This is a genomic window from Solwaraspora sp. WMMD792 (assembly GCF_029626105.1).
Taxonomy (GTDB): Bacteria; Actinomycetota; Actinomycetes; order Mycobacteriales; family Micromonosporaceae; genus Micromonospora_E.
Genome location: NZ_JARUBH010000009.1, coordinates 5,906,313 through 5,932,027, shown reverse-complemented (window position 1 = coordinate 5,932,027; position 25,715 = coordinate 5,906,313). Strand labels below are relative to the sequence as shown.

General features: G+C 69.7%; 24 protein-coding genes, 2 tRNA genes and 1 pseudogene. 12 read left to right on the top strand and 15 right to left on the bottom strand.

Annotation, left to right across the window (positions count from 1 at the left end):
- Positions 1-84: 84 nt before the first annotated feature.
- Positions 85-441 (bottom strand): annotated as a pseudogene (rnpA, locus tag O7629_RS27580) (ribonuclease P protein component); the annotation flags it as partial.
- A gap of 34 nt (positions 442-475) precedes the next feature.
- Positions 476-613 carry a 50S ribosomal protein L34 gene (gene rpmH, locus O7629_RS27575; protein ID WP_123606641.1) on the bottom strand — a complete coding sequence of 46 codons (138 nt, stop codon included), beginning with the start codon at positions 611-613 and terminating at the stop codon, positions 476-478.
- A 687-nt stretch (positions 614-1,300) separates the two neighbouring features.
- Between rpmH and dnaA the strand changes: the two genes are divergently transcribed.
- The 5 genes from dnaA (at position 1,301) to O7629_RS27550 (ending at position 7,696) form a co-directional block, all read left to right on the top strand.
- Positions 1,301-3,151, top strand: coding sequence for a chromosomal replication initiator protein DnaA (dnaA, locus tag O7629_RS27570; protein ID WP_278172877.1), 1,851 nt, complete (start codon positions 1,301-1,303; stop codon positions 3,149-3,151).
- A 759-nt stretch (positions 3,152-3,910) separates the two neighbouring features.
- Complete coding sequence (dnaN, locus tag O7629_RS27565) at positions 3,911-5,044, top strand: DNA polymerase III subunit beta (RefSeq protein WP_278172876.1); 1,134 nt, start codon at positions 3,911-3,913, stop codon at positions 5,042-5,044.
- A gap of 51 nt (positions 5,045-5,095) precedes the next feature.
- Positions 5,096-5,971: a phosphogluconate dehydrogenase (NAD(+)-dependent, decarboxylating) gene (gene gnd, locus O7629_RS27560; protein WP_278172874.1), complete on the top strand. Its 876-nt coding sequence runs from the start codon at positions 5,096-5,098 to the stop codon at positions 5,969-5,971.
- A gap of 5 nt (positions 5,972-5,976) precedes the next feature.
- A complete protein-coding gene (gene recF / locus O7629_RS27555; protein WP_278172873.1) occupies positions 5,977-7,125 on the top strand; it encodes a DNA replication/repair protein RecF in 1,149 nt (382 codons plus the stop codon).
- Positions 7,115-7,696 (top strand): DciA family protein, encoded by a 582-nt coding sequence (locus tag O7629_RS27550; RefSeq protein ID WP_123606636.1) that lies wholly within the window; start codon positions 7,115-7,117, stop codon positions 7,694-7,696. Before recF ends, O7629_RS27550 begins: the two co-directional genes overlap by 11 nt.
- A gap of 64 nt (positions 7,697-7,760) precedes the next feature.
- Here the strand turns inward: O7629_RS27550 and O7629_RS27545 are convergent, their stop codons facing one another.
- Positions 7,761-8,321 carry a hypothetical protein gene (locus tag O7629_RS27545; protein ID WP_123606635.1) on the bottom strand — a complete coding sequence of 187 codons (561 nt, stop codon included), beginning with the start codon at positions 8,319-8,321 and terminating at the stop codon, positions 7,761-7,763.
- Between the two features lie 588 nt (positions 8,322-8,909).
- Between O7629_RS27545 and gyrB the strand changes: the two genes are divergently transcribed.
- From gyrB to O7629_RS27515, 6 genes are all read left to right on the top strand, one after another.
- Entirely contained in the window at positions 8,910-10,853 is a 1,944-nt protein-coding gene (gene gyrB, locus O7629_RS27540) for a DNA topoisomerase (ATP-hydrolyzing) subunit B (protein ID WP_278172871.1), read from the top strand.
- Between the two features lie 124 nt (positions 10,854-10,977).
- Complete coding sequence (gyrA, locus tag O7629_RS27535; protein ID WP_278172869.1) at positions 10,978-13,506, top strand: DNA gyrase subunit A; 2,529 nt, start codon at positions 10,978-10,980, stop codon at positions 13,504-13,506.
- A gap of 3 nt (positions 13,507-13,509) precedes the next feature.
- Positions 13,510-14,508, top strand: coding sequence for a DUF3566 domain-containing protein (locus O7629_RS27530; protein WP_278172867.1), 999 nt, complete (start codon positions 13,510-13,512; stop codon positions 14,506-14,508).
- A 175-nt stretch (positions 14,509-14,683) separates the two neighbouring features.
- Positions 14,684-14,757 (top strand) — tRNA-Ile (locus O7629_RS27525).
- A 34-nt stretch (positions 14,758-14,791) separates the two neighbouring features.
- Positions 14,792-14,920: a DLW-39 family protein gene (locus tag O7629_RS27520; RefSeq protein ID WP_233606623.1), complete on the top strand. Its 129-nt coding sequence runs from the start codon at positions 14,792-14,794 to the stop codon at positions 14,918-14,920.
- Between the two features lie 52 nt (positions 14,921-14,972).
- Positions 14,973-15,045: transfer RNA gene (locus O7629_RS27515), tRNA-Ala, on the top strand.
- 76 nt (positions 15,046-15,121) lie between these two features.
- On the opposite strand, the gene O7629_RS27510 is transcribed toward O7629_RS27515, so the two are convergent.
- The 12 genes from O7629_RS27510 to O7629_RS27455 form a co-directional block, all read right to left on the bottom strand.
- The gene (locus O7629_RS27510) at positions 15,122-16,342 is read right to left on the bottom strand and encodes a site-specific integrase (protein WP_278172866.1); all 1,221 of its coding nucleotides are present in this window, start codon (positions 16,340-16,342) and stop codon (positions 15,122-15,124) included.
- A 1-nt stretch (position 16,343) separates the two neighbouring features.
- Entirely contained in the window at positions 16,344-16,529 is a 186-nt protein-coding gene (locus O7629_RS27505; RefSeq protein WP_278172865.1) for a helix-turn-helix domain-containing protein, read from the bottom strand.
- Entirely contained in the window at positions 16,526-18,313 is a 1,788-nt protein-coding gene (locus tag O7629_RS27500) for a replication initiator (protein WP_278172863.1), read from the bottom strand. The genes O7629_RS27505 and O7629_RS27500 overlap by 4 nt, the downstream gene beginning before the upstream one ends.
- Positions 18,310-18,909: a DUF2637 domain-containing protein gene (locus O7629_RS27495; protein ID WP_278172861.1), complete on the bottom strand. Its 600-nt coding sequence runs from the start codon at positions 18,907-18,909 to the stop codon at positions 18,310-18,312. The genes O7629_RS27500 and O7629_RS27495 overlap by 4 nt, the downstream gene beginning before the upstream one ends.
- A gap of 20 nt (positions 18,910-18,929) precedes the next feature.
- On the bottom strand, positions 18,930-19,142 hold the full coding sequence (locus O7629_RS27490; protein WP_278172860.1) for a hypothetical protein: 213 nt from the start codon (positions 19,140-19,142) through the stop codon (positions 18,930-18,932).
- A 6-nt stretch (positions 19,143-19,148) separates the two neighbouring features.
- A complete protein-coding gene (locus tag O7629_RS27485; RefSeq protein ID WP_278172858.1) occupies positions 19,149-19,418 on the bottom strand; it encodes a hypothetical protein in 270 nt (89 codons plus the stop codon).
- Positions 19,415-21,079, bottom strand: a complete 1,665-nt coding sequence (locus tag O7629_RS27480) for an FtsK/SpoIIIE domain-containing protein (protein WP_278172856.1) — start codon at positions 21,077-21,079, stop codon at positions 19,415-19,417. The genes O7629_RS27485 and O7629_RS27480 overlap by 4 nt, the downstream gene beginning before the upstream one ends.
- Positions 21,080-21,405: 326 nt before the next feature.
- Entirely contained in the window at positions 21,406-21,831 is a 426-nt protein-coding gene (locus O7629_RS27475; RefSeq protein WP_278172855.1) for a transcriptional regulator, read from the bottom strand.
- Between the two features lie 229 nt (positions 21,832-22,060).
- Positions 22,061-22,825: a glycosyltransferase family A protein gene (locus O7629_RS27470; RefSeq protein ID WP_278172854.1), complete on the bottom strand. Its 765-nt coding sequence runs from the start codon at positions 22,823-22,825 to the stop codon at positions 22,061-22,063.
- A complete protein-coding gene (locus O7629_RS27465; protein ID WP_278172853.1) occupies positions 22,813-23,625 on the bottom strand; it encodes a GntR family transcriptional regulator in 813 nt (270 codons plus the stop codon). Before O7629_RS27465 ends, O7629_RS27470 begins: the two co-directional genes overlap by 13 nt.
- A gap of 107 nt (positions 23,626-23,732) precedes the next feature.
- On the bottom strand, positions 23,733-24,071 hold the full coding sequence (locus O7629_RS27460; protein WP_278172852.1) for a hypothetical protein: 339 nt from the start codon (positions 24,069-24,071) through the stop codon (positions 23,733-23,735).
- Positions 24,072-24,241: 170 nt separating this feature from the next.
- Entirely contained in the window at positions 24,242-24,490 is a 249-nt protein-coding gene (locus tag O7629_RS27455) for a hypothetical protein (protein ID WP_278172851.1), read from the bottom strand.
- A gap of 671 nt (positions 24,491-25,161) precedes the next feature.
- Between O7629_RS27455 and O7629_RS27450 the strand changes: the two genes are divergently transcribed.
- Positions 25,162-25,635: a winged helix-turn-helix domain-containing protein gene (locus O7629_RS27450; RefSeq protein ID WP_278172850.1), complete on the top strand. Its 474-nt coding sequence runs from the start codon at positions 25,162-25,164 to the stop codon at positions 25,633-25,635.
- The last annotated feature ends 80 nt before the right edge of the window (positions 25,636-25,715 follow it).

Here is a 25,715-nt window from a genome sequence, read left to right as displayed (position 1 = left end):
GGCCCGGGTCCGGGGTCCGGTGCGCGGCACGCCGGACGGGCGATCACCGGAGGTGCCGCGGGAACGGCGGTCGGCGGCGCGGACCGCGGCGGACAGCGCGGCGTCAAGGTCGACGGCCAGCCCTGCCGAGGAGGCTCCGGCGGCCGGCGGGAGGGCCCGGACGACCAGCAGGGCACCGCCCGGTAACGCTGCCAGCCGGGACCGGACAAGGTGTCGGAGCCGACGACGCACCCGGTTGCGGGTCACCGCGTTGCCGACCGCCTTGGAGACGATGAAACCGGCCCGGGCACCGGAGCCACCGGTCGGCCCCGGTTGGTCGCCCGGCACCGCAGACGGCAGCAACAGGTGTACGACGAGCGAGCCACGGCCGGCCCGCCGACCCATGCGTACGACCTCGGTGAAGTCGGCACGATTCCGTACGCGCTCAGCGGCGGCCAGCATGGCGGTTAGATCTCCACGACGCCCGCGAAGACCATCAGGCGGACAGGCGGGCGCGGCCCTTGGCGCGGCGGGTGGAGAGGATGGCACGGCCGGCACGCGTACGCATCCGCAGCCGGAAGCCGTGGGTCTTGGCACGCCGGCGGTTGTTCGGCTGGAAGGTGCGCTTGCTCACGTCAGACTCTCCGTCAGGTGTGGCTCCCGGCCGGCGGCCCGGAGTCAGATGATCAGACCGGCTGTCGGTCAGGCCGGCGGTTGGTCAGATCCGGCCGTTGGTCGGGCCGGCGGTTGGTCAGAACCGGCGGTGCAGATCTGATCCGGCCCGTTGGTCAGGCCGACGGTGCAGGTCTGCGCCAGTGCGTCGTGAGGGCACAACACACCCGACTAGCTTATCAGAGGGGACCAGCGCCGACGGCTGGCCCGCCGCCGGCCACCGCCGGTGATCCGGCCGTGGAGCGACGCGGCCAGTGCCGCTACACGGTTTTCACCGGAACCGACAACGGGGACCGGCGACCGCCGGTTGAACGGTTGTGGACAACGCTGTTAGCGTGCCCGATTGCCGGTCAAGCATCAGGCAGCACCTGGCACCGCTTCATCGGTACGAACCAGGCAGCCGGGCCGGTCGCCCGCGACGGTGATCGACACCGGGCGCCGAGCCGGCAGGGGGCAGGTTCGGCGGACGACGGGGAGCCGCGGTCAGCAGTACACACAGGTTGTGGATAACTTGTGGATGACGGTCAGTTCAGCGGCCCGCAGCATGGCTCGTCGTACCTGTTCGAGAGCGGGACCGATCCCGACCGGCGGCCGACACAGAGACAGTGCCGGCGGCCGGGTACTCGGATGCGATGGGGGTGGCGCTACGGTGGCCGAGACGATAGACCTCGGCGCGGTCTGGTTGGCGACCACGGACGAGCTGGCGGACGAGATCGTCTCCGCCCAGCAGCGGGCCTATCTGCGGCTCACCCGGCTGCGCGCCATCGTCGAGGACACCGCGCTGTTGTCCGTACCCGACGCGTTCACCCGCGACGTCATCGAATCGCGACTGCGCCCGGCGATCACCGAGGCGCTGTCGCGGCGGCTCGGCCGACCGATCCAGGTGGCGGTCACCGTCCGTCCGCCGGAGGACGGTCAGGGTCGACCGGTCGGCACGGTGTACGGCACCGCCACCGTCGAGACCCGGCTGCACCACCCGGACGAACCCGACCCACGGCTGGGCCCGCCCCCGCCCGGACCGGACCACCGCGACACCGACAACCACCGCTGGGACCGCGAGGGCATTGCCGGACCCGAGGCGCCGGAGCCGATCAGCGGCGTGCCGGACACGCCCGACGGACCCCGTGCGCCGGAGCACCGCGTCGGCGTACCCGAGGCATTGGACGGCGCCACCGGCCGGCTGCCGGTGGTGCCGGCGGCCCGGACCGGCGACCAGGGCGCGCTCTTCGGTGACGACTACGCCGCCGGACCGCCAGGTCCGCAACGGCTCGACCACGACCTCGAACCGCCGGCGCAGCAACGCTCGGCCCGGCCGCCGACCGACTACCGCCCACCGGACCAACGGTACGGCGGCGTCGGCGACAGCCTGCCGACCAGCCCGCCCGACAGCGGCCCGGGGCGGGGTGGGCTGGACCATCGCGGCACCGGCCGGGACGACCGCCGGCTGACCGGACCGGGGGTGGACACCGGCGGAAACCGGCTCAACCCGAAGTACATGTTCGAGACGTTCGTCATCGGCTCCTCGAACCGGTTCGCGCACGCCGCGTCGGTCGCGGTGGCCGAGTCACCGGCGAAGGCGTACAACCCGCTGTTCATCTACGGCAGCTCGGGGTTGGGCAAGACCCACCTGCTGCATGCCATCGGTCACTACGCCACCACCCTCGGGCACGCCCGGTCGGTGCGGTACGTGTCGACCGAAGAGTTCACCAACGACTTCATCAACTCGCTGCGTGATGACAAGACCAGCGCCTTCCAGCGCCGCTACCGTGACGTGGACATCCTCCTGATCGACGACATCCAGTTCCTGGAGAACCGGGAGCGGACCCAGGAGGAGTTCTTCCACACCTTCAACACGCTGCACAACGCCAACAAGCAGATCGTGATCACCTCGGACCGGTCACCGAAGCAGCTCGCCACCCTGGAGGATCGGCTGCGGACCCGCTTCGAGTGGGGGCTGCTCGCCGACATCCAGCCGCCCGACCTGGAGACCCGGATCGCCATCCTGCAGAAGAAGGCGGCCCAGGAGCGGCTGTACGCGCCCCCGGACGTGCTGGAGTTCATCGCGTCCCGGATCGCCAACTCGATCCGGGAGCTGGAGGGCGCGTTGATCCGGGTCACCGCATTCGCCAGTCTCACCCGGTCCCCGGTCGAGCTGAGCCTGGCCGAGGAGGTCCTGCGGGACTTCATCCCGGACGGCGCCGGCCCGGAGATCACCGCCGACCAGATCATGGTGGCCACCGCCGACTACTTCGGGGTCAGCCTGGAGGACCTGCGCGGTCACTCACGTTCCCGGGTGCTGGTCAACGCCCGCCAGGTCGCCATGTACCTGTGTCGTGAGCTGACCGACCTGTCGCTGCCCCGGATCGGACAGGCGTTCGGTGGCCGGGACCACACCACGGTGATGCACGCCGACCGCAAGATCCGGCAGCAGATGGCGGAACGCCGGTCCCTCTACAACCAGATCGCCGAGCTGACCAACCGGATCAAGCAGATCGCCTGACGGCCCGCCGATCCGGCGGCCGGGCGGTGTGCCGGTCCGTCCGCCCTTTCGTGCGCCGGTTGATCCGGCGGATCACTCACAGGTTCATCCACAGGTTTTCCACCGTGGCCGCCGCCGGGCGGTGGATGACACCTGCATCCCTCCCGCCCGGTTGTCCACAGGCTGTGGACAACTATTGGGGAAACCGCTGTGGACAATCACTCTCAGTCACAGCTTGTCCACAGGCCCGCCACCGCCTGTGGGGATCCTGTTGAAGGTTCTGGGGACGACGGACCGGCATGGTGCCGGCAGCTTGTCCACAGCTGGGGACGAACCCTCGGGATAACCGGTGGACAACCGGTGGATAACTCGGCCCGGCTGTGGGCAGCCGGGCGGCCTGTGGATAACGACCCCGGTTGTACCCAGCCCTCTCCACAGGTAATCCACCGCCATCGAACCCATCTGACCTGCGTAAACGCGAGATGTCCACAGAGTGCACAGCCCCGATGAAGACGATGAGATTTATCTTCTAGACAACAAAAACCAATCACCGGCGTTGGGGATAGGTGTGGATGCAGCCGACCTGCCGCACCTGCCGGTCCGGTCGACCGGCAGAAGTCCGGGGCCGGACGCACGGGCCCGGCGGTCTGGCCTATCGTTCGGTGAGGTCCGTCGACCGATGACGGTCGAGCCGCCCAGGGACCGCCTCGGGTCCGGCACCACCGAAGATCGTTCGATCGAGTCGACGCGGAGGCACGGCATGAAGTGCGGAGGCATGGGATGAAGTTCCGGGTGGAGCGCGATGCGCTCGCCGACGCGGTGGCCTGGACGGCCAAGAGCCTGCCGAACCGGCCGTCGGTGCCGGTGCTGGCCGGCGCGATGCTCCGGGTCACCGACGGTTCCCTGCAGGTCTCAGGATTCGACTACGAGGTTTCCAGCCAGGTGACCGTCGATGTGCAGGGCGATGCCGACGGCTCGGCCCTGGTCTCCGGTCGGCTGCTCGCCGAGATCACCAAGTCGCTTCCGGCCAAGCCGGTCGACATCGCGGCGGTCGGTGCGCATCTGGAGCTGGTCTGCGGCAGCGCCCGGTTCACCCTGCCGACCATGCCGGTGGAGGACTATCCGACCCTGCCCGAGATGCCGGCCAGCGCCGGCCGGGTCGACGCCCCGACGTTCGCCGCCGCGGTCGCCCAGGTCGCGGTGGCCGCTGGCCGCGACGAGACGCTGCCGATGATGACCGGGGTTCGGGTCGAGCTGGAGGGCAGCCGGCTCGCCATGCTCGCCACCGACCGGTACCGGCTGGCCATCCGGGAGATCGACTGGCAGCCGGACGATCCGGAGATCAGCCTGAACGCGCTGGTGCCCGCCCGCACCCTGGCCGACACAGCCAAGACGCTTGGGCCGATCGGCGGCGAGGTCACCATCGCGCTGGCGCACGGCGGGGCCGGCGAAGGCATGATCGGGTTCGCCGGCGGCACCCGCCGGACCACCAGCCGGCTGCTGGACGGGGCCAACTACCCGCCGGTCCGGTCGCTCTTCCCGAGCAGCCACAACGCCGAGGCCCGGGTGCCCGTGAGCACTCTCGTCGAGGTGGTACGCCGGGTCGCCCTGGTCGCCGAGCGCACCACCCCGGTGCTGCTCAGTTTCAGCACGGACGGGCTCGTGGTGGAGGCGGGCAACACCGAGGAGGCGCGGGCCAGCGAGGCGATGGAGGCCGCGTTCACCGGTGAGCCGCTGACCATCGGGTTCAACCCGCAGTACCTGATCGACGGCCTGCAGAACCTCGGCTCGGCCACGGCGGTGTTCACCTTCGTCGACGCGTTCAAGCCCGCGGTGATCTCGCCGGCCGGCGAGGACGATCAGATCATCCCCGGCTACCGCTATCTGATCATGCCGATCCGGGTAACCCGGTAACACCGGGACACCCGGTGGGCGACGATCGGGCAGCGACGAAGGGGGCACACCGTGCAGTTGGGCATCATCGGCCTGGGCCGGATGGGCGGCAACATGCGGGACCGGCTACGCGACGCCGGTCACCAGGCGTACGGCTATGACCGGGACCCGGCGGTCAGCGACGTCGCCAGCCTCGCCGAGCTGGTCGACCGGCTCGACGGCCCGCGGGCCGTCTGGATGATGGTCCCGGCCCAGGTGACGTCGTCGGTCGTCGATGAGCTGTGCGGCCTGCTCGACGCCGGCGATCTGGTGATCGACGGCGGCAACTCCCGGTTCAGCGACGACGGGCCGCGCGCGGCCCGGCTGGCCGAGCACGGCGTCGGCTACCTCGACGTCGGGGTGTCCGGCGGGGTGTGGGGCCGGCAGGCTGGGTACGGGCTGATGGTCGGCGGCGACGCCGAGCACGTCCAGCGGATGATGCCGATCTTCGAGGCGCTCAAGCCGCCGGCGGAGCACGGCTTCGTGCACGCCGGCCCGGTCGGTGCCGGACACTACGCGAAGATGGTGCACAACGGCGTGGAGTACGCGTTGATGCACGCCTACGCCGAGGGCTACGAGCTGATGTTGCAGAGCGAGCTGATCACCGACGTGCCCGGCGTGATCAAGTCCTGGCGGGACGGGACCGTGGTCCGGTCCTGGCTGCTGGATCTGCTGGACGCCGCGCTCGACGAGGACCCGCAACTGGCGGCGCTGCGCGGGTACGCCGAGGACACCGGCGAAGGGCGCTGGACGGTCGACGAGGCGATCCGGCTCGGGGTGCCGATGAACGTGATCGCGGCGTCGCTGTTCGCCCGGTTCACCTCACGGCAGGACGACTCTCCGGCGATGAAGGCGGTCGCCGCCCTGCGCAACCAGTTCGGCGGGCACGCCGTGCAGTCCAGCCCCTGACATCCGTGTACGTCCGCCGTCTCGAACTGATCGACTTCCGCTCGTACCAGCGGGTCGAGCTCACCTTTGAACCAGGTGGCAGCGTGCTGGTCGGGCCGAACGGGGTCGGCAAGACCAACCTCGTCGAGGCGCTCGGCTACCTGGCAACGCTGGGTAGCCACCGGGTCGCCACCGACGCGCCGCTGGTTCGGGTCGGCGCCGACTCGGCGATCATCCGCTGCCTGGTCGTGCACGACCAACGGGAGCTGCTGGTCGAACTGGAGATCGTGCCGGGTCGGGCCAACCGGGCCAGGCTGGGCCGGTCGCCGACCCGCCGGGCGCGGGAGGTGATCGGTGCGCTGCGGCTGGTGCTGTTCGCCCCCGAGGATCTGGAGATCGTCCGGGGCGACCCGGCCGAACGCCGCCGCTACCTGGACGAGCTGCTGGTCACCCGGCTGCCCCGGTTCGCCGGCGTGCGGGCCGACTACGACCGGGTGGTCAAGCAGCGCAACGCGTTGCTGCGCAGCGCGTACCTGGCCCGCAAGACCGGTGGTGACCGGGGCGGTGACCTGAGCACGCTGGACGTCTGGGACGCCCATCTGGCCCGGCACGGAGCCGAGCTGCTTGCCGGCCGGTTGGAGCTGGTCACCGCCCTGGCCCCGCACGTGGCCAAGGCGTACGACGCGGTGGCGGCCACCAGCGCGGCGGCCGGCATCAGCTACCGGCCGTCGATCGATCTGCCGGACAGCGGACCGGTGCAGCTGGCGGCGGACCGGTCCGCGCTGGAGTCAGCGCTGCTGGCCGCGCTGGGCGAGGCCCGCCGCAGTGAGGTCGACCGTGGCGTCACCCTGGTCGGCCCGCACCGCGACGACCTGCATCTGACGATCGGCAGCCTGCCGGTGAAGGGGTACGCCAGCCACGGCGAATCCTGGTCCTGCGCGCTGGCGCTGCGGCTGGCCGCGTACGACCTGCTCCGCGCGGAAGGCATCGAGCCGGTCCTGGTCCTCGACGACGTGTTCGCCGAACTGGACAGCGGCCGCCGGGAACGGCTCGCCGAGTTGGTCGCCGGGGCCAGCCAACTGCTGGTGACCTGCGCGGTGGCCGAGGACGTCCCGGTAGCGTTGCGCGGGGCACGCTTCGAGGTCAGCCGCGGGGAGGTACGCCATGTCGGATGAGCCGCAGCACGGTGAGCCGGCGCAGGCTGCCGACCAGCCACCGATCCTGCCACCGCCGTCCACCGGCCCGCAGCTGGCCAGGGCGGTGCTGGACGCGGCCCGCGCCCGTCGGGAGGCGAATCGGCCCCGCCGCCGGACCGGTGGCGGCAGCGACGCGGGGGGAGCCGGGTCGGGCGGCCGACGACTGCGCGGCTACTCGGGTCCGGGGCCTGACCCCCGCGATCCCCAGCTGTTCGGCGACGTGCTGGCCCGGCTGGTCAAGGCGCGCGGCTGGCAACGGCCGGCTGCCGAGGCGACCGTCTTCGGTGCCTGGGAACGGGTGGTCGGGCCGGAGGTGGCCAAGCACAGCCGCCCGGTCAAGTTGGAGAACGGCGAGTTGACGGTCGAGGCGGAGTCGACCGCGTGGGCGACCCAGCTACGTCTGCTCGCCCGCTCGTTGCTGCGCCAGATCGCCGCTGAGGTCGGGCACAACGTGGTGACGAAACTGCACATTCACGGCCCGGCCGCGCCGTCCTGGTCGAAGGGTCCGCGGCGGGTCCGCGGTCGTGGCCCGCGGGACACGTACGGTTGATCCCACCCGGCCGGGCCGCTCCCTGGCCGACGCCGGCCGCCCGGAGGTTGCCGGCCGCCCGGGATCAGGCTTCCGCGTCGGCGTAGACGGCGAAGCCGCGGTCGGCGCAGCGCCGGTAGAAGCGGGAGAGCACCGCCAGCTCCGACCGGGGGAAGCTCCACTGCGGCGCGTCACCGGCGTCGTCGCGTAGCGCGTCGAGCCGGCTGTCCAGCCAGCGCAGCTGCTGTTCGGCTAGCCGGGCCCCGGCGAGGGCGTCGCGCAGCACCGCCCCGACCGTGTCGAAGGTGACGGTGTCGCCGTACCGGTCGTGGCCGTCGACGAACCGCTCCAGGCCGCCGGCGATCCAGGCACAGCCGTCCGGGTCGATCACCGGGTCCTCGTCCTCGGCGGCCGCCTCGGTGGCGTACAGCACTCCGGTCAGCCCCAGCAGCAGGTCCACCAGTTCGGTGTAGGCGGTGGCGCGGACACTGCCGGTCTTCGCGATGTAACCGGCGAGCGCGGCGGTCGGCGCTGCGACGTCGGCCTGCTCCGCCAGCTTGTCGAAGTCGACGAACTCGGCCGGTGCGACCGGTTCGTAGAACTCGCCGACCCGTGGCCATTGCACCGCGACGTTGTCCAGCCCCATCGCAAGCGTCACCCTTCTCCAGCTGGTGGCCCGGGCCGGGTGCGCATCCGCGATGCTGCTGTCCGGTGCGAGCCTGTGCGGTAGCGGCACTGTAGCGGCATCCGGGTAGTCGTTTCACCTTCAGGTGGCCCAGCGGGCCGCCGCACCGACGGTGCGGTGCCCCGTGGCCGTCCGAATGACGGGTCTGGTGCGTGTGGGGGTGGTCGCGGTGGGTGGGGTGCGGCCGGCTACGAACCTCTCAGCCGCTTTACGGGGGTGCCGCGTCCCGGTTATGTCGGCTCGGCACAGTAGGATCGGAGACAGAGACGAGGGAGACCCGCGCGGCGCGACGATCCGGAGCCCGCCTGGCAGGATCACCGACGAGGTGACCACCGGCAGCCGTGATCGCCGGACCGTACGGGGCCCAGCCGTTCGTGATCCGCGGGTCCTCTGCGGCGTACGGCGCGTTTCGCCACCCGTCGGCGATCCACCCGGAAGATGCGGGTTGTCGGCCATGGTGCCGGTTCGCGTCCGCCCGCCGTCGGAAGATTCGCCGAACCCCGCGTCCCTGTGCCGTCGCGGCCCAGGTGTGCGAGAAAGTGGCTGAGGGTGTCAGCGCAGAACAACCAGGAGTACGGCGCCGAGTCGATCACCGTGCTGGAGGGTCTCGAGGCGGTCCGCAAGCGACCGGGCATGTACATCGGTTCGACCGGTGAGCGCGGCCTGCACCACCTGGTCTGGGAGGTCGTGGACAACGCGGTCGACGAGGCGCTGGCCGGGCACTGCGACACCATCGAGGTGGTGCTGCTCGCCGACGGCGGGGTGCGGGTCACCGACAACGGCCGCGGTTTCCCGGTGGACCTGCATCCCAAGCTGAAGAAGCCGGGTGTCGAGGTCGCCCTGACCGTGCTGCACGCCGGCGGCAAGTTCGACGGCAAGGCGTACGCGGTCTCCGGCGGTCTGCACGGGGTCGGTGTCTCGGTGGTCAACGCGCTCTCCGTGAAGATGGAGGTCGAGATCCACAAGGACGGCCACGTCTGGCGGCAGCAGTACGCCAACTCGAAGCCGACGCCGCTGGACAAGGGCGAGGCGACGAACCGGACCGGGTCCGCGGTCGCCTTCTGGCCGGATCCGTCGATCTTTGAAACCACCGAGTACGCGTTCGAGACGATCTACCGCCGGTTGCAGGAGATGGCCTTCCTCAATCGTGGGCTGACCATTCAGCTGCGGGACGAGCGGGTGGCCGATGACGACGGGAAGCACCGTGAGGTGACTTTCTGCTACAAGGGTGGCATTTCGGACTTTGTCCGCCACCTCAACGCCTCGAAGAACCCGATCCACAAGAGCGTGGTCGAGTTCGGCGCGGAGGAGGAGGGCATGTCGGTCGAGATCGCCATGCAGTGGAACGAATCATATGGTGAGTCGGTCTACACCTTCGCCAACACCATCAACACCCACGAGGGCGGCACCCACGAGGAGGGCTTCCGGTCCGCGTTGACCAGCGTGGTCAACAAGTACGCCATGGACAAGAAGCTGCTCAAGGGTGACGAGAAGCTCTCCGGCGAGGACATCCGGGAGGGTCTCGCCGCGATCATCTCGGTCAAGCTGGCCAACCCGCAGTTCGAGGGCCAGACCAAGACCAAGCTGGGCAACACCCCGGTGAAGAGTTTCGTGCAGCGGGTCTGCAACGAGTGGCTGGTCGACTGGCTGGACCGCAACCCGGCCGAAGGCAAGATGATCATCACGAAGGCCACCCAGGCGGCCCGCGCCCGGATCGCCGCCCAGCAGGCCCGCAAGCTGGCCCGGCGCAAGTCGTTGCTGGAGTCCGGGTCGATGCCGGGCAAGCTGGCCGACTGCCAGTCCACCGACCCGCGCGAGTCGGAGGTCTTCATCGTCGAGGGCGACTCGGCCGGCGGCTCGGCCAAGCAGGGGCGGGATCCGCGTACCCAGGCGATCCTGCCGATCCGGGGCAAGATCCTCAACGTGGAGAAGGCTCGGATCGACCGGGTGCTGAAGAACAACGAGGTCCAGGCGCTGATCACCGCGCTGGGCACCGGTATCCACGACGACTTCGACATCGAGAAGCTGCGCTACCACAAGATCGTGCTGATGGCCGACGCGGACGTGGACGGCCAGCACATCCAGACGCTGCTGCTGACCCTGCTGTTCCGGTTCATGCGTCCGCTGGTCGAGTTGGGCCACGTCTACCTCGCGGCCCCGCCGCTGTACAAGATCAAGTGGAACCGGAAGGGCGACGACGCCCAGTACGCGTACTCCGACCGGGAGCGCGACGGACTGATCGTGCTGCGCCAGCAGAAGAAGCCGAACGCCAAGCCGGACGACATCCAGCGCTTCAAGGGCCTGGGCGAGATGAACTACCCCGAGCTGTGGGAGACGACGATGAACCCGGCGACGCGTACGCTGCGTCAGGTGACTCTGGACGACGCCGCAACCGCCGACGAGCTGTTCAGCGTTCTGATGGGTGAGGACGTCGAGGCGAGGCGCTCCTTCATCCAGCGCAACGCCAAGGACGTCCGCTTCCTGGACATCTAGCGCACCGCGCGGCCGGCCGACCCCCGAACCGGGGCCGGCCCGGCCGCGTCATCAGCAACTTCGCCAGCTTCCACAGCCGTTGTCCAGCACGGTACGACGGTTTTAAGGTTGATAAGGGTTAACTGTGACGGATACTCCCGAGTCCTTCGGCAGCGAGCCGGATCCCGTGGCAGCCGCCGCGGCGGCGGTCGCCCGCCACGACCGCATCGAGCCGGTCGGGCTGGAAGTCGAGATGCAGCGCTCGTACCTCGACTACGCGATGAGCGTGATCGTCGGGCGGGCGCTGCCGGACGTACGGGACGGGCTCAAGCCCGTACACCGCAAGATCCTCTACGCCATGTTCGACTCGGGCTACCGGCCGGACCGGGGCTACGTCAAGTGCTCCCGGGTCGTCGGTGACGTGATGGGCCAGTTCCACCCGCACGGCGACTCGGCCATCTACGACGCGCTGGTCCGGATGGCGCAGCCCTGGTCGCTGCGGTACCCGCTGGTCGACGGCAACGGCAACTTCGGCTCCCCGGGCAACGATCCGGCAGCCGCGATGCGCTACACAGAGTGCAAGCTCGACCCGTTGGCGATGGAGATGCTGCGGGACATCGACGAGGACACCGTCGACTTCCAGGACAACTACGACGGGCGGGCCAAGGAGCCGGTGATCCTGCCGGCCCGGATCCCCAACCTGCTGATCAACGGCTCCGAGGGCATCGCGGTCGGCATGGCCACCAAGATCCCGCCGCACAACCTGCGGGAGATCGCGGCGGCGGTGCAGTGGTGCCTGGAGAACCCGGAGGTCGACGAGGCGACCACGCTCGATGCGCTGATCGAGATCGTCAAGGGCCCGGACTTCCCGACCGCCGGTCTGATCGTCGGCACCACCCCGATCCAGGACGCCTACCGCACCGGTCGCGGGTCGATCCGGATGCGCGCCGTGGTCGAGGTCGAGGAAGACAAGAAGGGCCGGACGTCGCTGGTCGTCACCGAGCTGCCGTACCAGGTCAACCCGGACAACCTCGCCGAGCGAGTCGCCGAGCTGATCAAGGAAGGCAAGATCGGCGGAATCGCCGACATCCGCGACGAGTCGTCCGGGCGTACCGGCATGCGGCTGGTGCTGGTGCTCAAGCGCGACGCCGTCGCCAAGGTGGTGCTCAACAACCTCTACAAGCACACCCAGTTGCAGGAGACGTTCGGCGCCAACATGCTGGCCCTGGTCGACGGGGTGCCGCGCACGCTGAACCTGGCGCAGTTCATCCGGTTCTACGTCGAGCACCAGATCGACGTGATCCGGCGGCGCACCGCGTACCGGCTGCGCAAGGCCGAGGAGCGGGCGCACATCCTGCGCGGTCTGGTCAAGGCGCTGGACATGCTCGACGAGGTGATCGCCCTGATCCGGCGGTCGCCGACGGTCGAGGACTCCCGGCAGGGCCTGATGCGGCTGCTCGACGTCGACGAGATCCAGGCCACCGCGATCCTGGACATGCAGCTGCGCCGGCTGGCGGCCCTCGAACGGCAGAAGATCATCGACGAGCTCGCCCGGATCGAGCTGGAGATCACCGACCTCAAGGACATCCTGGCCAAGCCCGAGCGGCAGCGGCGGATCGTCTCGGAGGAGCTCGGCGAAATCGTCGCCAAGTGGGGCGACGAGCGGCGGACGAAGATCGTGCCGTTCGACGGCGAGGTCTCGATGGAGGACCTGATCGCCCGCGAGGACGTGGTGGTCACCATCACCCGCACCGGGTACGCCAAGCGGACCAAGGTCGACCTCTACCGCTCGCAGCGCCGGGGCGGCAAGGGCGTCAGCGGTGCGACGCTGCGCCAGGACGACATCGTCAGCCACTTCTTCATCGCGTCCACCCATGACTGGATGCTGTTCTTCACCAACAAGGGCCGGGTCTACCGGGCGAAGGCGTACGAGTTGCCGGAGGCGTCGCGTACCGCCCGGGGTCAGCACGTGGCCAACCTGCTGGCCTTCCAGCCGGACGAACACATCGCCCAGGTCATCCGGATCCCGAACTACCAGGTGGCGCCCTACCTGGTGCTGGCGACCCGCAACGGCCTGGTCAAGAAGACCCGGCTGGAGGAGTTCGACTCCAACCGCTCCGGTGGCATCATCGGCATCAACCTGCGGGACGCCGACGAACTGGTCGGGGCGGCTCTCGCTGGCGGGGCCGACGACCTGCTGCTGGTCTCCAAGAACGCCCAGGCGATCCGGTTCACCGCGACCGACGAGGCGCTGCGTCCGATGGGGCGGGCTACGTCGGGGGTGATCGGGATGCGGTTCACCGATACCGACGAGCTGCTCGCCATGGCGGTCGTCCGGGAGGGGATGGACCTGGATGTTTTGGTCGCCACCAACGGCGGGTACGCGAAACGTACTCCGATCGAGGAGTATCCGGTGCAGGGTCGGGGAGGCAAGGGCGTGCTGACTGCCAAGATCACCGAGCGCCGTGGTGGTCTTGTCGGCGCGGTCGTCATCAGTCCGGACGACGAGCTCTTCGCGATCACCAGCAACGGTGGCGTGATCCGGACTCCGGTGAAGCCTGTACGACGTACCCGGGACCGGAACACAATGGGGGTCAAGCTCATGGACCTCCCAGACGGCGTGACCATCGTGGCCATTGCTCGCAATGCCGACGAGCCTGACGAACAGGACTAGTTGATGACGGAGACCCAGGCGAAGTCGGGGGGAACAGGATCCTCGGCGGCTCCGGTCGACGAGGAATCCGCCGCCGGAGGCACATCAACGGCCACCGGCCGCGCCGCTGTCGGCCGGGCCAGTGTGCCCGGTGATTCGCCGTCGCCTAAGTTCACCCGGGCGCCAGGGATGCCTCCCCCGCCCGACAGACCCGCCGACGACTCAGCCGGCGGCACCGGCGACTCCGCCGACGGTTCGACCCGCGCCGGCGGCACCGGCGACAGCGCCACTCAGCTCGGCGGCATCTCCGCCTCTTCCGGAAGGTCGGCACCTCCTGTGACGTCGGCACCTCCTGTTTCATCCGCTCCGCCGGCCAGCTCCGGCAGCGGATTCACCGGTGGAGCGCTCGGCGCCACCGCGGCAAGTGGCACCCGACCGGGCGGTGGGCTCGGACCCACCGGGCAGTTCGGCACCATCGGCGGCACGGCCCGGGTGGGTACGGCCACCCCCGGCTCGCGGACCGGGTTGGGTTCACCGACCGTACGCACGATCGGTGGTGCCGGTGCCGGTGCCGGAGTTGGCGCGGTCGGCGCGGCGCGGGTCGGCCCGGACGGTGCCCGGACCGCGCGACCCGGGGTCAGCTCGGCTGCCTCGCGAGGGCCGCGTCGAGCTCGATTGAACCTGAAGCGGATCGACCCCTGGTCGGTCATGAAGTTCTCGTTCGCCGTGTCGCTGGTGCTGTTCATCGTGGTGATCGTCGCGACCTCGGTGCTCTACCTGGCGCTCGACGCGATGGGCGTGTTCCAGAGCGTCAACGCCAGCCTCGGTGACCTGATCGGCACCGGCGCCGGGGACGGTCCGAGCCTGCGGATCACCGCCCAGGGCGTGATCGGCACGGCGGCGCTGTTCGGGCTGATCAACGTGGTGCTCTACACCGCGCTGGCAACGCTCGGCGCGTTCATCTACAACGTCTGCGCCGACCTGGTCGGCGGGATCGAACTGACCCTGGCCGAGCGGGACTGACCTGGCCCGCGCAGGGAGGTGGAGGACGGCCGGGCGGGTCGATACCCATTGGCCCCGGCCGTCCGCGATCCGGTAGTCTCCCCCATGGTCCGGCGCTCCGTTCGCCGGACGCCGGTGGCTTTCGCCCCGAGTTGGGGTGTAGGGCACGGGTGCGGTAACCTTGCTCGTCGCGTACGGGGCTATAGCTCAGTCGGTTAGAGCGCAGAGCTGATAACTCTGAGGTCGCTGGTTCGATTCCAGCTAGCCCCACTCCACGACAGTCGAGCGTAAGGGGACACGCCCCATGGTCAAGAAGATCCTCATCATCGCCGGCGTCATCGGCGTTGCTGCGTTGATCGCCAAGAAGGTCAAGGAGACCAGCGACGAGCGTGCCCTCTGGCACGAGGCGACCACCGCTCCTGACCTCCGCTGATCCACTCCTTCTCCCCGGACCGCAGTCGGCACCGCTGCGACGGGGACCGCTCGGGGCCATAGCTCAACTGGCAGAGCACTGCCTTTGCAAGGCAGGGGTTAGGGGTTCGAGTCCCCTTGGCTCCACTCACCACATGCCCTGACCAGGGCTTGGGCGTTTCCCAAGATCTACTAGTACAACCTCGGTACAAACCAGTGTTGATCATGGTCGGTGGCTCCCGTCGGCCGCCGCCCGCAACGCCGCCCCGACCAGGCCCCGCGTGCGCTCCCGCTTCGGCCACCAGTGCACGTACGTTTCCAGCGTGATCCGCAGCGTCTTGTGTCGCAGCAGCCGCTGTACCTCCTGCGGCTCGGCGTGGTTCGTGATCAACGTCGTGGCGAAGAAGTGCCGCAGCGCATGGAACGTGCCGTGCTCCTTCGGCCACCCCGCCGCCTCCCGCCAGCGCGCCCACTCCCGCGACCAGGTCCGGTCAGTGAACGGCCGACCGCGCGTAGTGGTGAACAACAGCGGCACCGTCCGGCGCACCGGGTCACCCCCGCAGATGTCGACCAGGTCGACGCCGACCGGCGGAAACTCGCGGACGTGATCGGCCAGCATCTCCGCCACCACCGGATCCAGATCGATCGTGCCGGACGAACGAGCTTTCGGCTCACTGAGGTAGAACCCGTCGTACACCTTGGGCGAGTAGCGCAGTTGCTGAACGATATGCAGCTCGCCGCGTCCGACGTCGATGCACCGCGTGCTGTCTTCCATCCCCAGCGCCTCACCGTGCCGGCAGCCCTGACCCGCACCAAGCCAGATGGCCGCCCGGTAGCGCGGAGGAACGGCGTCGATCAGCGCCAACACCTCCGCCTCAGTCGGCACCCACTTGGGCACCCGCGAGACGCCCCGCAGCACCTGGGCCAGCTTCACCCCGTCGCACGGGTTGTCCGGGATGAGCTTGTCCGTGACGGCCGCCGCCAGGACCGCATCCAGCAGCTCGAAGTAGAGCCGCAGCGTCGATCTCGGAGTGTCCTCGGACAGCCGGCGGGTCAACCATTCGAGTACGGACGTGAGCCGGATCGACCGCGCCGGTTGGTCGCCGAACACCGGGTACAGGTGCAGCCGCAGGTTTGATTCCACCCGCCGCCGAGTCTCCACCGCCCAGCCGATCTCACGGGACAGCCGCCAGCGTTCGCCGTACTCCCGGAACGTGATCTGTCGGTCGGCCAGGTCGACCCTGGTCTCACGGGCGACACCAGCACGGGCGTCGGCATCCCACGCGTCCGCGTCGACCTTGCGCTCAAAGAACATGGTGCGCGCCCGGCCGGAGGCGTCGGTGAACCGGACCCGCCACCGGTTGCCCTGGCCGTGCCGCTTCGAGGGCAGCCGTTTGCCGTTCGGCCCGCGCTTGTTCAGAAACCAGAGATCATCAACGGGCATGTCAGGCCGCCTGATCCGCGAGCCAGGCCCGCACGTCGGCCGGGTCGTACCGGAGGTGACGGCCTACCCGTGACGCCCGTGGCCCGGTCCGCAGGTACCGCCACTGGTAGAGCGTCGACTGAGGAACCCGCAGGTACGTCGACACTTCCTGAACAGTCCAGAGAGGTTCAATGGTGGGGGTGGTCATTGCTTCCCTTCGCCGCCGTCGCCAGTTGCCGAAAGGTTGTGCCTCGTCTCCTGGGCCGCTCGGTCCTTCGCGGCGAGGAGTTGGGAGCGCCAGCGGGCGCGTTCGGAGATGGAGCGCAGGAGCCGGTGCCCGAGGGGTGTGACGTCCGGGTCGTCGGGTCGGGCCAGTTCCCACGCGTGCCGCACCGAGCCCGCGTCGTCGGTGCCGGTGGGTTGGTCGACGCCGGCCAGGTCGGTCGTTGCGCCGAGCAGTGCCCGGACCCAGGCCCGTGCGTCGTGTTTGTGGTCGGTGAGGGTTTTGCCGGACCAGTCGCGGGAGATGAGGATGCGTCGGCCGCCGATGCCGAGGGTGGCGCGTTGGTGGGTCTTGCCCCGGCAGCGTCCCGGCCGCAGCTTCGCACTGGCGTTCTTCGGTTGGACGCCGTAGAGGAGCCAGTTCGCGCAGCGGTCGGTGCACGGGGTGACCTGCAGCTGTCGCCAGAACCGTTCGAGATGGGCGCGTTGCCGGCCAGTCGTGGTGGTGTGGCAGTCGGCGGCGTGTTTGGTGATGTACTTCGTGATGTAGCGGATGGTCCGTTCCGCGTCAGCGGTGCCGGGCATGACGCCGCGTGCGTCGACCTGGCTGCCGAAGCGGACCACGTGGACCGGTTCGGCGTCCGGGTCGGCGTCGACCTGGTCGAGTGCGTCCGCCCAGCTGGTCAGCGGCTCGCGGGTGTGCGGGTCGACCCACGCGCCCTGGTCGACGTCCCAGACGGGTAGGTGTTCGCCGCCGTAGTGCTGGACGTCGACGGAGGGCCACCACACCTGGTGATAGGTCGCGGCCGCCACGGTCCGCAGGGTTTGGCGGGGGATGGTGCCGCGGATCGCGAAGTGCGCGTGAGGCGCGAGGCGTCGTTGCGGTTCGACGCATCCGGCGTACTGGACGTTCCAGCCTTCACAGCGGCGGAGGTTTTGCCAGAAGCGGTCCAGCAGTCGGGGGAAGTGGACCGCGTCCCAGGCGGCCCGGCGGTAGTCGTACCGGTCGGGGTTGACCGGGGTGCCGTCCGGGCGTACGGGTCCGTAGGAGTCGAGGGTGAGCGTGAGCCACATCGACGGGCGGTAGGTGTTGCCGTCGGGTGCGGTGTACGTCTTCCCGACCGTGCGCGCCTCCACCGGGCGGCGGGGTAGGTCGGGTGCGTCCTGGCGCCGTCTGGTCGACCGCTTCCGCCGCTTGCCGTTGTCCTGCGCGTCGCCCTGGTCGACACCGTCGGCGTCGGCGGTGGTCGGGGTGTGGGGTGGTGCGACGCGGCCGCGTAGTCCTTCGGCGGTGATCGCGTCTTCGACTTCGCGGATGGCGTCGTCGAGGTCGGTGACCTGCTTCCAGTCGGCTTCCCGTACGGGCGCGTCTCGTTCGAACTCGAAGTGCGCCCGCAGCACGATCAGCGCTTTCTGCTCATCCGAGGCGGGTTCGGGTGGGGGTAGTGGTTCGTCGTCGCGGTGCCAGCCGTCGCGGATCTGCGCCTGCCGTAGACGCCGGTTCCGCTTCGCGCACGGCGGGCATTTGTCCTCGCGGGTGGCGCCGCAGGGCAGGTCGATGACCTCGGTACGGCCGGTGTCGAGATCCGTCCTGTGCATCGCCAGCGGACGGATACACACCCCGTACTCAGTGGCGACGTCCCGCAGGACATCAACCGACCGGGGCAGACCCATCCGCGCGGCACGTGAGCCCGGTCGAGGCTGCTCGACGGTCGCCGGCCGATCCGTGGCGGATGCTTCCAGGCCGGGGAGGGTGGTGGGTGCGGTCATCGGCCGACCACCATCCCGTTGGCCCGTCGCGGCTGGACGACCCCGAGCGGCGGCAGCACCGACGCGTGACCGGACATGCGGACCGGTTCGACGACCGCAGGCCGCTCGACGTCATCGGGCGACGGGTCGGTGTCGTCGGTCGGGACTTGGTCGACGGTTTCCGCCTGGTCGACGCGCACCCGATCAGCCGGACCAGTCGGATTGGTCGGGTTGGCCGCCGTAGTCGACGCCGCCGGACTCGCCGGGACAGCGGGTGCGCTGGACAGGACGACTTTGACCAGGGCGAGGAACGCCAGCGACGGGACGGCGGCGGCGATCCAGCCCCACACTGACGGTTCGGCTTCGGCGACCTGCGCGGCCAGGGAGAGCAGTGCGAAGCCGACGAGGAGGACGGCGACGAACCCGACCGGTCGACCGGCCCGGCGTCGTGCGCGGATTTCCAGGCCGAGGTAGATGGCCATGAGTTCGACGGCGACGGCGTTGGCCCAGCCGATCCAGTGGGGTTGGCCGTGGGCGACGGACAGGTCATGGACGTGGGTGAACGCGGCCGCGCCGGCCATCGAGCCGATGGCGAGCAGGATGACCAGCCGCAGCACGGTTTCCGCACGCTGCTAGCTCATGCGTTGTCCTTGTCGTCGGTGATGGTCAGATCGATGCGGACCCGCATGCCTGGCCGGCCACGAAGGTTGAGGTACGTGCGGAGCCCGCAGAGGAGCGCGGCGAGTTGATCGGCGGGGCCGGTCGCGGTGATGCGGATCGGCCGGTGCAGGAGTCGGGCCAGCCACGGCAGCCGGACGAGGAGCCAGGAGGGTCGGTTGAGGGGTGCCATGGTCGGTTACCTCCGGGTGGGGTGGATGGTGGTGCGGATGTGGTCGGGTGGGTCGCCGAGGGAGGCGACCGCTTCGGACAGGCAGCGCCACAGCGCCCACGCCTCACCGGGGGTCAGGTAGACCCGCCGCCGGCCGCCACCGATGGCGACATACAGCGGGTAGGGGTCGGGCCGGTCGGTATCCACGCGGACGGAGACCGCTGTTCCGCGTCCGCCGTCGGGGGTGGGGGTCCGTAGCCGGTAGAAGCGCCGCCCCGGCGTCTGCGTTTCGCTCACGGGGAACCACCCCCGCTGTTGGTGTCGGTGTCGCCCTGGTCGTGCCGGAGGATGTTGAGTAGTGAGTCAGGTAGCAGTGGCCCGGAGGGCTTATGCGGCAACGGAATCCGCCGAGGCGTCGCCGGGGACTGGTCGGGTTCGGGGGCGGTTTCCCGGCCAACCTGGGCGAGGATGTCCGCAGCGGCCACCGGCGCCGCGTACTCGGCCGCCATGGCCTTGATGTCGGTGTCGGTGAGGTAGGAGAACCGGACCCGCACCGGATCGGGTGTGCCGTCCAGCAGGACGTAGCCGACGCCCTTGGCCCACGACGGCATCTGATCCGCCAACGCACCCCGTGCCCGTGCCCCGTCGCCCAACACCATGTCCACCTGCGACGCCTCAGTCAGCCCGAGCGCGATCCGGGTGGGGAACAGGTCCCGGAACGGCAGCACCTCCTTACGCGGGTCCTGCAACGCCGCCACCACCAGGACGCCGACGCCGGCACCCTGGGACAGCAGCAGCCCCAACGAGGCGGCGATGCGCTTACGCAGCTCGACGTCTTGCAGGTACGCGGTCAGGGCCGCCATCTCGTCGATCACCACGACAACGAGGGGGTCATCGACGGTGGGTGTGTGGACTCGGACCGTGCCGGCAAGGCGTGCCTGCCGTTCCCGCAGCACCGCGACGGCTTCGTCTAGCAGGTCGGCCATGGCGTCGAAGGAGGTGGAGGCGAACCGGGCGAACATCGGCCGGCCGAACGCGAATTCCATCCCGCCCTTGGGATCGATCACCCACAGCCGGACCAGCCCGGACGACACCCCACCCGCCAGGGACCGGACGAGGGACCACAGGACGGAGCCTTTACCGCGTCGGGTCGCCCCACCGATCAGCACATGCGTCGCCAACAGATGCAGGTGCCACGTGCGAAGGTCTTCCCGCACCGCGAGGGGCAGCGCGGTGAAGTCCGGGACGGTCGGGACCGGGAACGGCGGAACGGTCTTGCGTAGGGCGTCGGTGCGGACCAGGACGACGTAGACGACGTCGGGCCGGTCACGGAACCGGTAGGCGTCGACCTGGCGCAGCAGCCACCCCACCCAGCCGCCGCCACGCACGGGGAGTTCATCCGGCCGTTCGGTGTACACCCGTGCGTGCCGCCGGCCGAACGCATAGGCAAGCTGCTCGGTCGCGCGTTGGAAGTCGGCGGGGGTCTGGCCGCGCAGCATCCGCACCGACAACACGTCAAGGGCCTGGTCACAGTGCACGGCCAGGAGCTGCGGTAACACGGTCTGGTGTTGGTAGACCCGCGACAGGTCACACATGGTCATCGCTTCGCGCCACACCCGTCGATAGACGAATGTGTGCCGCCACCGACCGAGCACAGGCCCGGCGCACCACGCCCACCAGGACGATTCGTGCCGCCACCGCCACACCGCCGACCCCAACCCGGCCAGCACGACCGGAGTGACCAGGCCGGGCACGCCGTAGTCGAGGTACACGGCCACGGTGATCACCGAGACGGTGAGGATGCGTGGATGCTTGAGGCACCACCACAGGCCCCGACCGGTCCAGCGGGCCAACAGGCCGAGGAGGACCGCCCACCAGGGCAGCCGCAGCCGCCGAGGCCGGACCACGAGCAGGTCACCGGAGACGGTGGTGACGACCTCACCACGGGGACGCCCCATCACCGGCCACCCCCGACGGGGAGGAATCGGCCGCGAGCGTCGCGCAACCTCGGGAACGGCAACACCATCTGGCCCACACACAGCCCACACCGGGCTACATCCCCACCGGCAGCCGAGTTGTCGGTGTCGGTGTCGCCCTGGGCGTCGGCAGGGTTGGGGGTGAACAGGTTCTTGCAGTCGGCACAGCGGATCCGCGCCCGATCGTGGGCGCGCTTAACCTGGGACACGTCGGAACCTCACCGAATCTGAAGAAGAGGAGTGGGGGAAGACACCAGGGGTGGGGCTGCCGTCCGCCAAGACCAGACAGCCCCACCCCGAACCGAGTGCTACGAGCCGGACCCCGTAGCCGTGCGCGCCTTACCGGTGCCGTTGGAGGCCGCGCCGGCCGGGGCGCGCATCCCCGACGCCCGCAGCGAGTACGCCATCCGCCCGTTGCTCGCCACGTACGGCGTGACCGTCATGTCGTCGAACTCCACCGCCTCGAACGGCGTGCCGGTCGGCGGGACCGGCTGGTAGTCCGCCGAGATCTTCACCGTCGTCTCCCGCGACCGCTTCCCCAACTCCGGGTCCAGGTCCATCACCCGGACCTGCCACACCCGCTGACCCGTCAGCTTGTCCTTCGCCGGCGACCGCCGACCCGTCTTCTCGTCGTAGTCCTCGACCTCACCCAACGACTCGGGCACCAACGCGCACCCCGCCGGGAACACGTCCGAACACCGGACCGAGAACCTCGTTCCGCCTCGCAGAGCCATCTCTGCAACTCCCAACTTGTAGTAACGTCTGCCAACCGGCAGGACCAAAGGTAGGGATTACTTGGCAGACATGTCAACAAGTCTCGGAAAGTGGTCCGGTATACCCCGAATGACCCTTGCGGACAACGCCGCAACCCGCCCAGGCCGGCTACCGGGTCAACGGACGTCGACGAGCACACGAAGAAGCCCCGCCGGTCGGCTGTGGACCAGGCGGGGCCGGATGTGCCGGTTAGGGCAGGGTGATCGTGGCGTTGAGCTTGGTCAGCGCCTTGACGCGGGTGTTGATGATCCGCATCCGGGTCGTGTGTTCGGCGGGTTCGCGGTGCGCGGCCTGGCTGGTGACCTGTCCGGGCCACTTGCGGTACAGCAGCCCGGTTTCGGCGTGGAAGTAGCCGCCGGTGATGGTGCTCGCGGCCAGGAGTAGGCCGGTGTCCTCGGACGCGGGTAGGGCCATCCAGCCGCCCAGGGCGAACAGCACATCCGTGCGCAGGCACAGGGTCGCCGGGTGCACGGGTGCCCGGTAGTTGTTGGCGAGCCAGAACGCGTGGACGTCACCGCGGGCTACCGGGCCGGAGGGTGGGTCGGAGTCGAAGCCGACCGTGGACCCGTCCGGCAGCAGATCCAGCACCCGCGACGTCGTCCACCCGATAGTCGGGTGCGTGATCAGGGTGGCGATGTCCCGGGCGAGGACACCGGGGGTGAGTTGGTCGTCGGCGTCGAGGACCTTCACCAACGGCCCGTCGACACGTTCCATCGCGAGCGTGCGGGCGACTCCGGGGCCGCCGGGTCGGCCGACACCGACGGAGATACGCGGGTCGTCGGGTAGGGCGTCGGCTACGGTCCCGGTGCGTCCGTCTTCCTGGACCAGCCACCGCCACCCCCAGCCGTCCGGCATCTGCTGGGCGGCCAGGGAGGCGTAGGCGTCGGCGAGGTAGCCGATGCTGGGCGGGTGCACCGGGGTGATGACCGAAACGACCTGGGTCAAGCAGGCCACCGGGTGAGCGTGTTGGAGTACACCAGCTCTGTCCGGTCGCCGGGCATGACGACGTCGGCGACCTCCACCACCCGCTCACCGATGTCCACCGACGTCTTCCGCACCGTGAGCACGGACACGCCCGGATCGATGTCGAGGAGTTCGGCCTCATCCGGCGACGGAGGCCTAGCGCGGATCTCGTCGACGATACGGTCCAGCTCGATGCCGACCGTGTACAGCTGATGCTGTGTCCCGCCCGGCCACGGCTCGTTCGAGGCGTCGAGCAGGTCCGGGTTCCCGGCGATCAACGCCACCGGCAGGAACGAGTACGACACCGACAACGGAGCCGACTCCGTGCGCGTCGTCGTCCAGTACACCCGCCGCAGCAACTCCGTACCCGGCTCGACGCCGAACGCGGCCGCCATCTCGGCATCGGCCGGGACGCGGGTGTACTCGGCGTGGAACTTCAGATCATCGACCGTCAACCCGGTGTCATGCTCCGTGCCACCCGTCGCCCGCCGCTGCTCGTCGGAGAGTAGGACGCGGTCTTTCTCCCATTGGTAGCGCTCCGTGTTGCGCCGCCGTACCCGCTGACGGGGAGCCCGCACGTAGGTGCCGCGTCCTTGTTCGGCGCGGACCAGGCCCCATTCCCGCAGCTGCCGGATCGCGTTACGGACACTCGTGCGCGACAGGCCCGACGAGTCGGCCAACTCGGTTTCCGACGGCATCAACGTGCCCGGCGGCATGTCCCCGGACAGGATCTGACCCCGCAACTGCTCAGCGAGTTGCAGATACCGGGGTCGCCAGTCCTTGGCCGTCACACCGGCAACGCTACCCCCTAGACGTTCATACGTCTGCCAGGTGCTCGGCGCACCCGGACGGTCCGCCCACACCCCGCCCCGCACCACCCGGCGCGTGATCCGCTGGGTCATGGGCCGATCACCAGCGGCTCCATATCGGCCGGCACCAGCACCGTGTAGACCGGGCCGCCGGACTCCTGCCGCACCGACAACAACGCCGCCGTCGGGAACTCCGGAACCTCGTCGGTGTCGACGACCAGGACCACGCCGCCGAACAGCAGCACCCGCATCCCCGGCTCCAACTGCGCAGCCCGCCGGTACGCCAACCCCTCCACCCGCACTGTCGGGCGGGTGAACGCGTGCAACAGCCGAGTCGCCTGGTTCAGGCCGCCGAGGAACCGCGCCGCCGGACCCGGCTGCAGCAACACCGTCTGCGTCGACGCGTACCGGGTGACGTCCACCTTCACCCGCACATCCGACACCGCCCCGTGATCAGCGATCACATCCGCGCTCACCCAGCCCGTGCGCTCCGTCCCCGCCGTCACCAGACCAGCCCGGTGCATCCGGTCACGCGGACCACACCCCGCACACCACACCGGACACAACACCAGCCCACCCGGCCGGGCATCCTCCCCGTTCACGAGCCGCCCACCTTCCCCCGGTCGGCACCGTTGGTGTCGTCGCCCGGTCCGGTGCCAGCCGCATCAGCGTCGGCGAGCAGGCCGGTCAACGCATCGACGAGCTTGCGCACCTCCGACAACCGCAACTCAGCACACCCCGCGCCCAGCCACGGCGCAGCCGCGTGCACCGCCACCACCGGCGGCAACCGGTCACCACCGATCAGATACGCCACCACACTGCCGCCAGCGACACGAGGCGTCCCCACCTGACACAACCTGGACCGGTGCCGCCGCGCCATGTGCGCAAAGAGTGGTGGCACGACGTGCCCGCACCGATCCCGCGCACACCACGCCGGATGCTCCACCTTCTCCGCACTGCCGCCGACCGTGGTCACCGCGACCACCGCCCACCAGCAGCCCGGAACCGCTGACCCACCGTCAACAACGGCGTACCCACCACCAGCGGAGACACCCGGGTCGGTTCCACCGCCCACCCAGGGACGACACGGGCCACCGCCCGCACAGTCGGGCCGGTCCGACGTCGACGATGCCACCACGCCACCAGACGTGACCGCGAAGCTTTCATGATCAGCACCTCCCACGCTGACAGGAGACCGGCGACCCCGCACGCAACGGGGGTAACGCGCAGAGCCGCCGGCCCCACCGCGAGATACGGCGCACCGCCCGGCGGGCGGAGTCGGGTAACGCCGCACCCCGACCAGGACGCACACCACCCGCACCCCCACACAGAGGAGGCGCTGACAGGCAGTACGCGAGGCGTGTGGCCGGGACGCCGAACGCAGCCAACCCCTTGATCACGAGCGGCTAACCCGACCACACACAGAGAAACGTACCTACAAGTGGACCTGTTGTCCAGACGTAGAAATGAGCAGCCAGACGGCACTTGACTACACAACAGACAGGTAACGTGACACGAGTGCCAACCCCGCACTACGGAACACCCCGCTACCGCCGCGTAGCCGACCAACTCCGCGACCGCATCACCAGCGGCGCCATACCACCCGGCGCACTCCTACCCGCAGAAACCGCACTCGCCAAAGAGTTCAACGTCGCACGCGGCACCATCCGCGCCGCCATCAACGCCCTACGCCAAGACGGACTCGTCACCACCGAACACGGCCGAGGCACCCACACCCGACCAACACCAGCCCTGCGCAGCGCCGACCGCGACCACCAGGACGACGCAGACCGAGCGAGCGCCACCAGCGCGCAACGCCGCTACGTCGTCCACATTCCGATCCACGCCCACGACCTCACCGCAGCCATCCAAACAGCCCGAACCATCGCGGCGACCCTCGTTGACGCCCGCCCCGAGCTACGCGGACTCGACTACCGCAGCGCCACCGTCACCGCCGACGAGGAGCAGGCCCAGCACCACCGCGTGACCTGACGTCGCCGTTGCCGCGAGTCGTGGTCAACCCCAACTACCGCGCCGCTTCCGCTCCTCGCCGCTGGCGCGGCTGCGGTGCG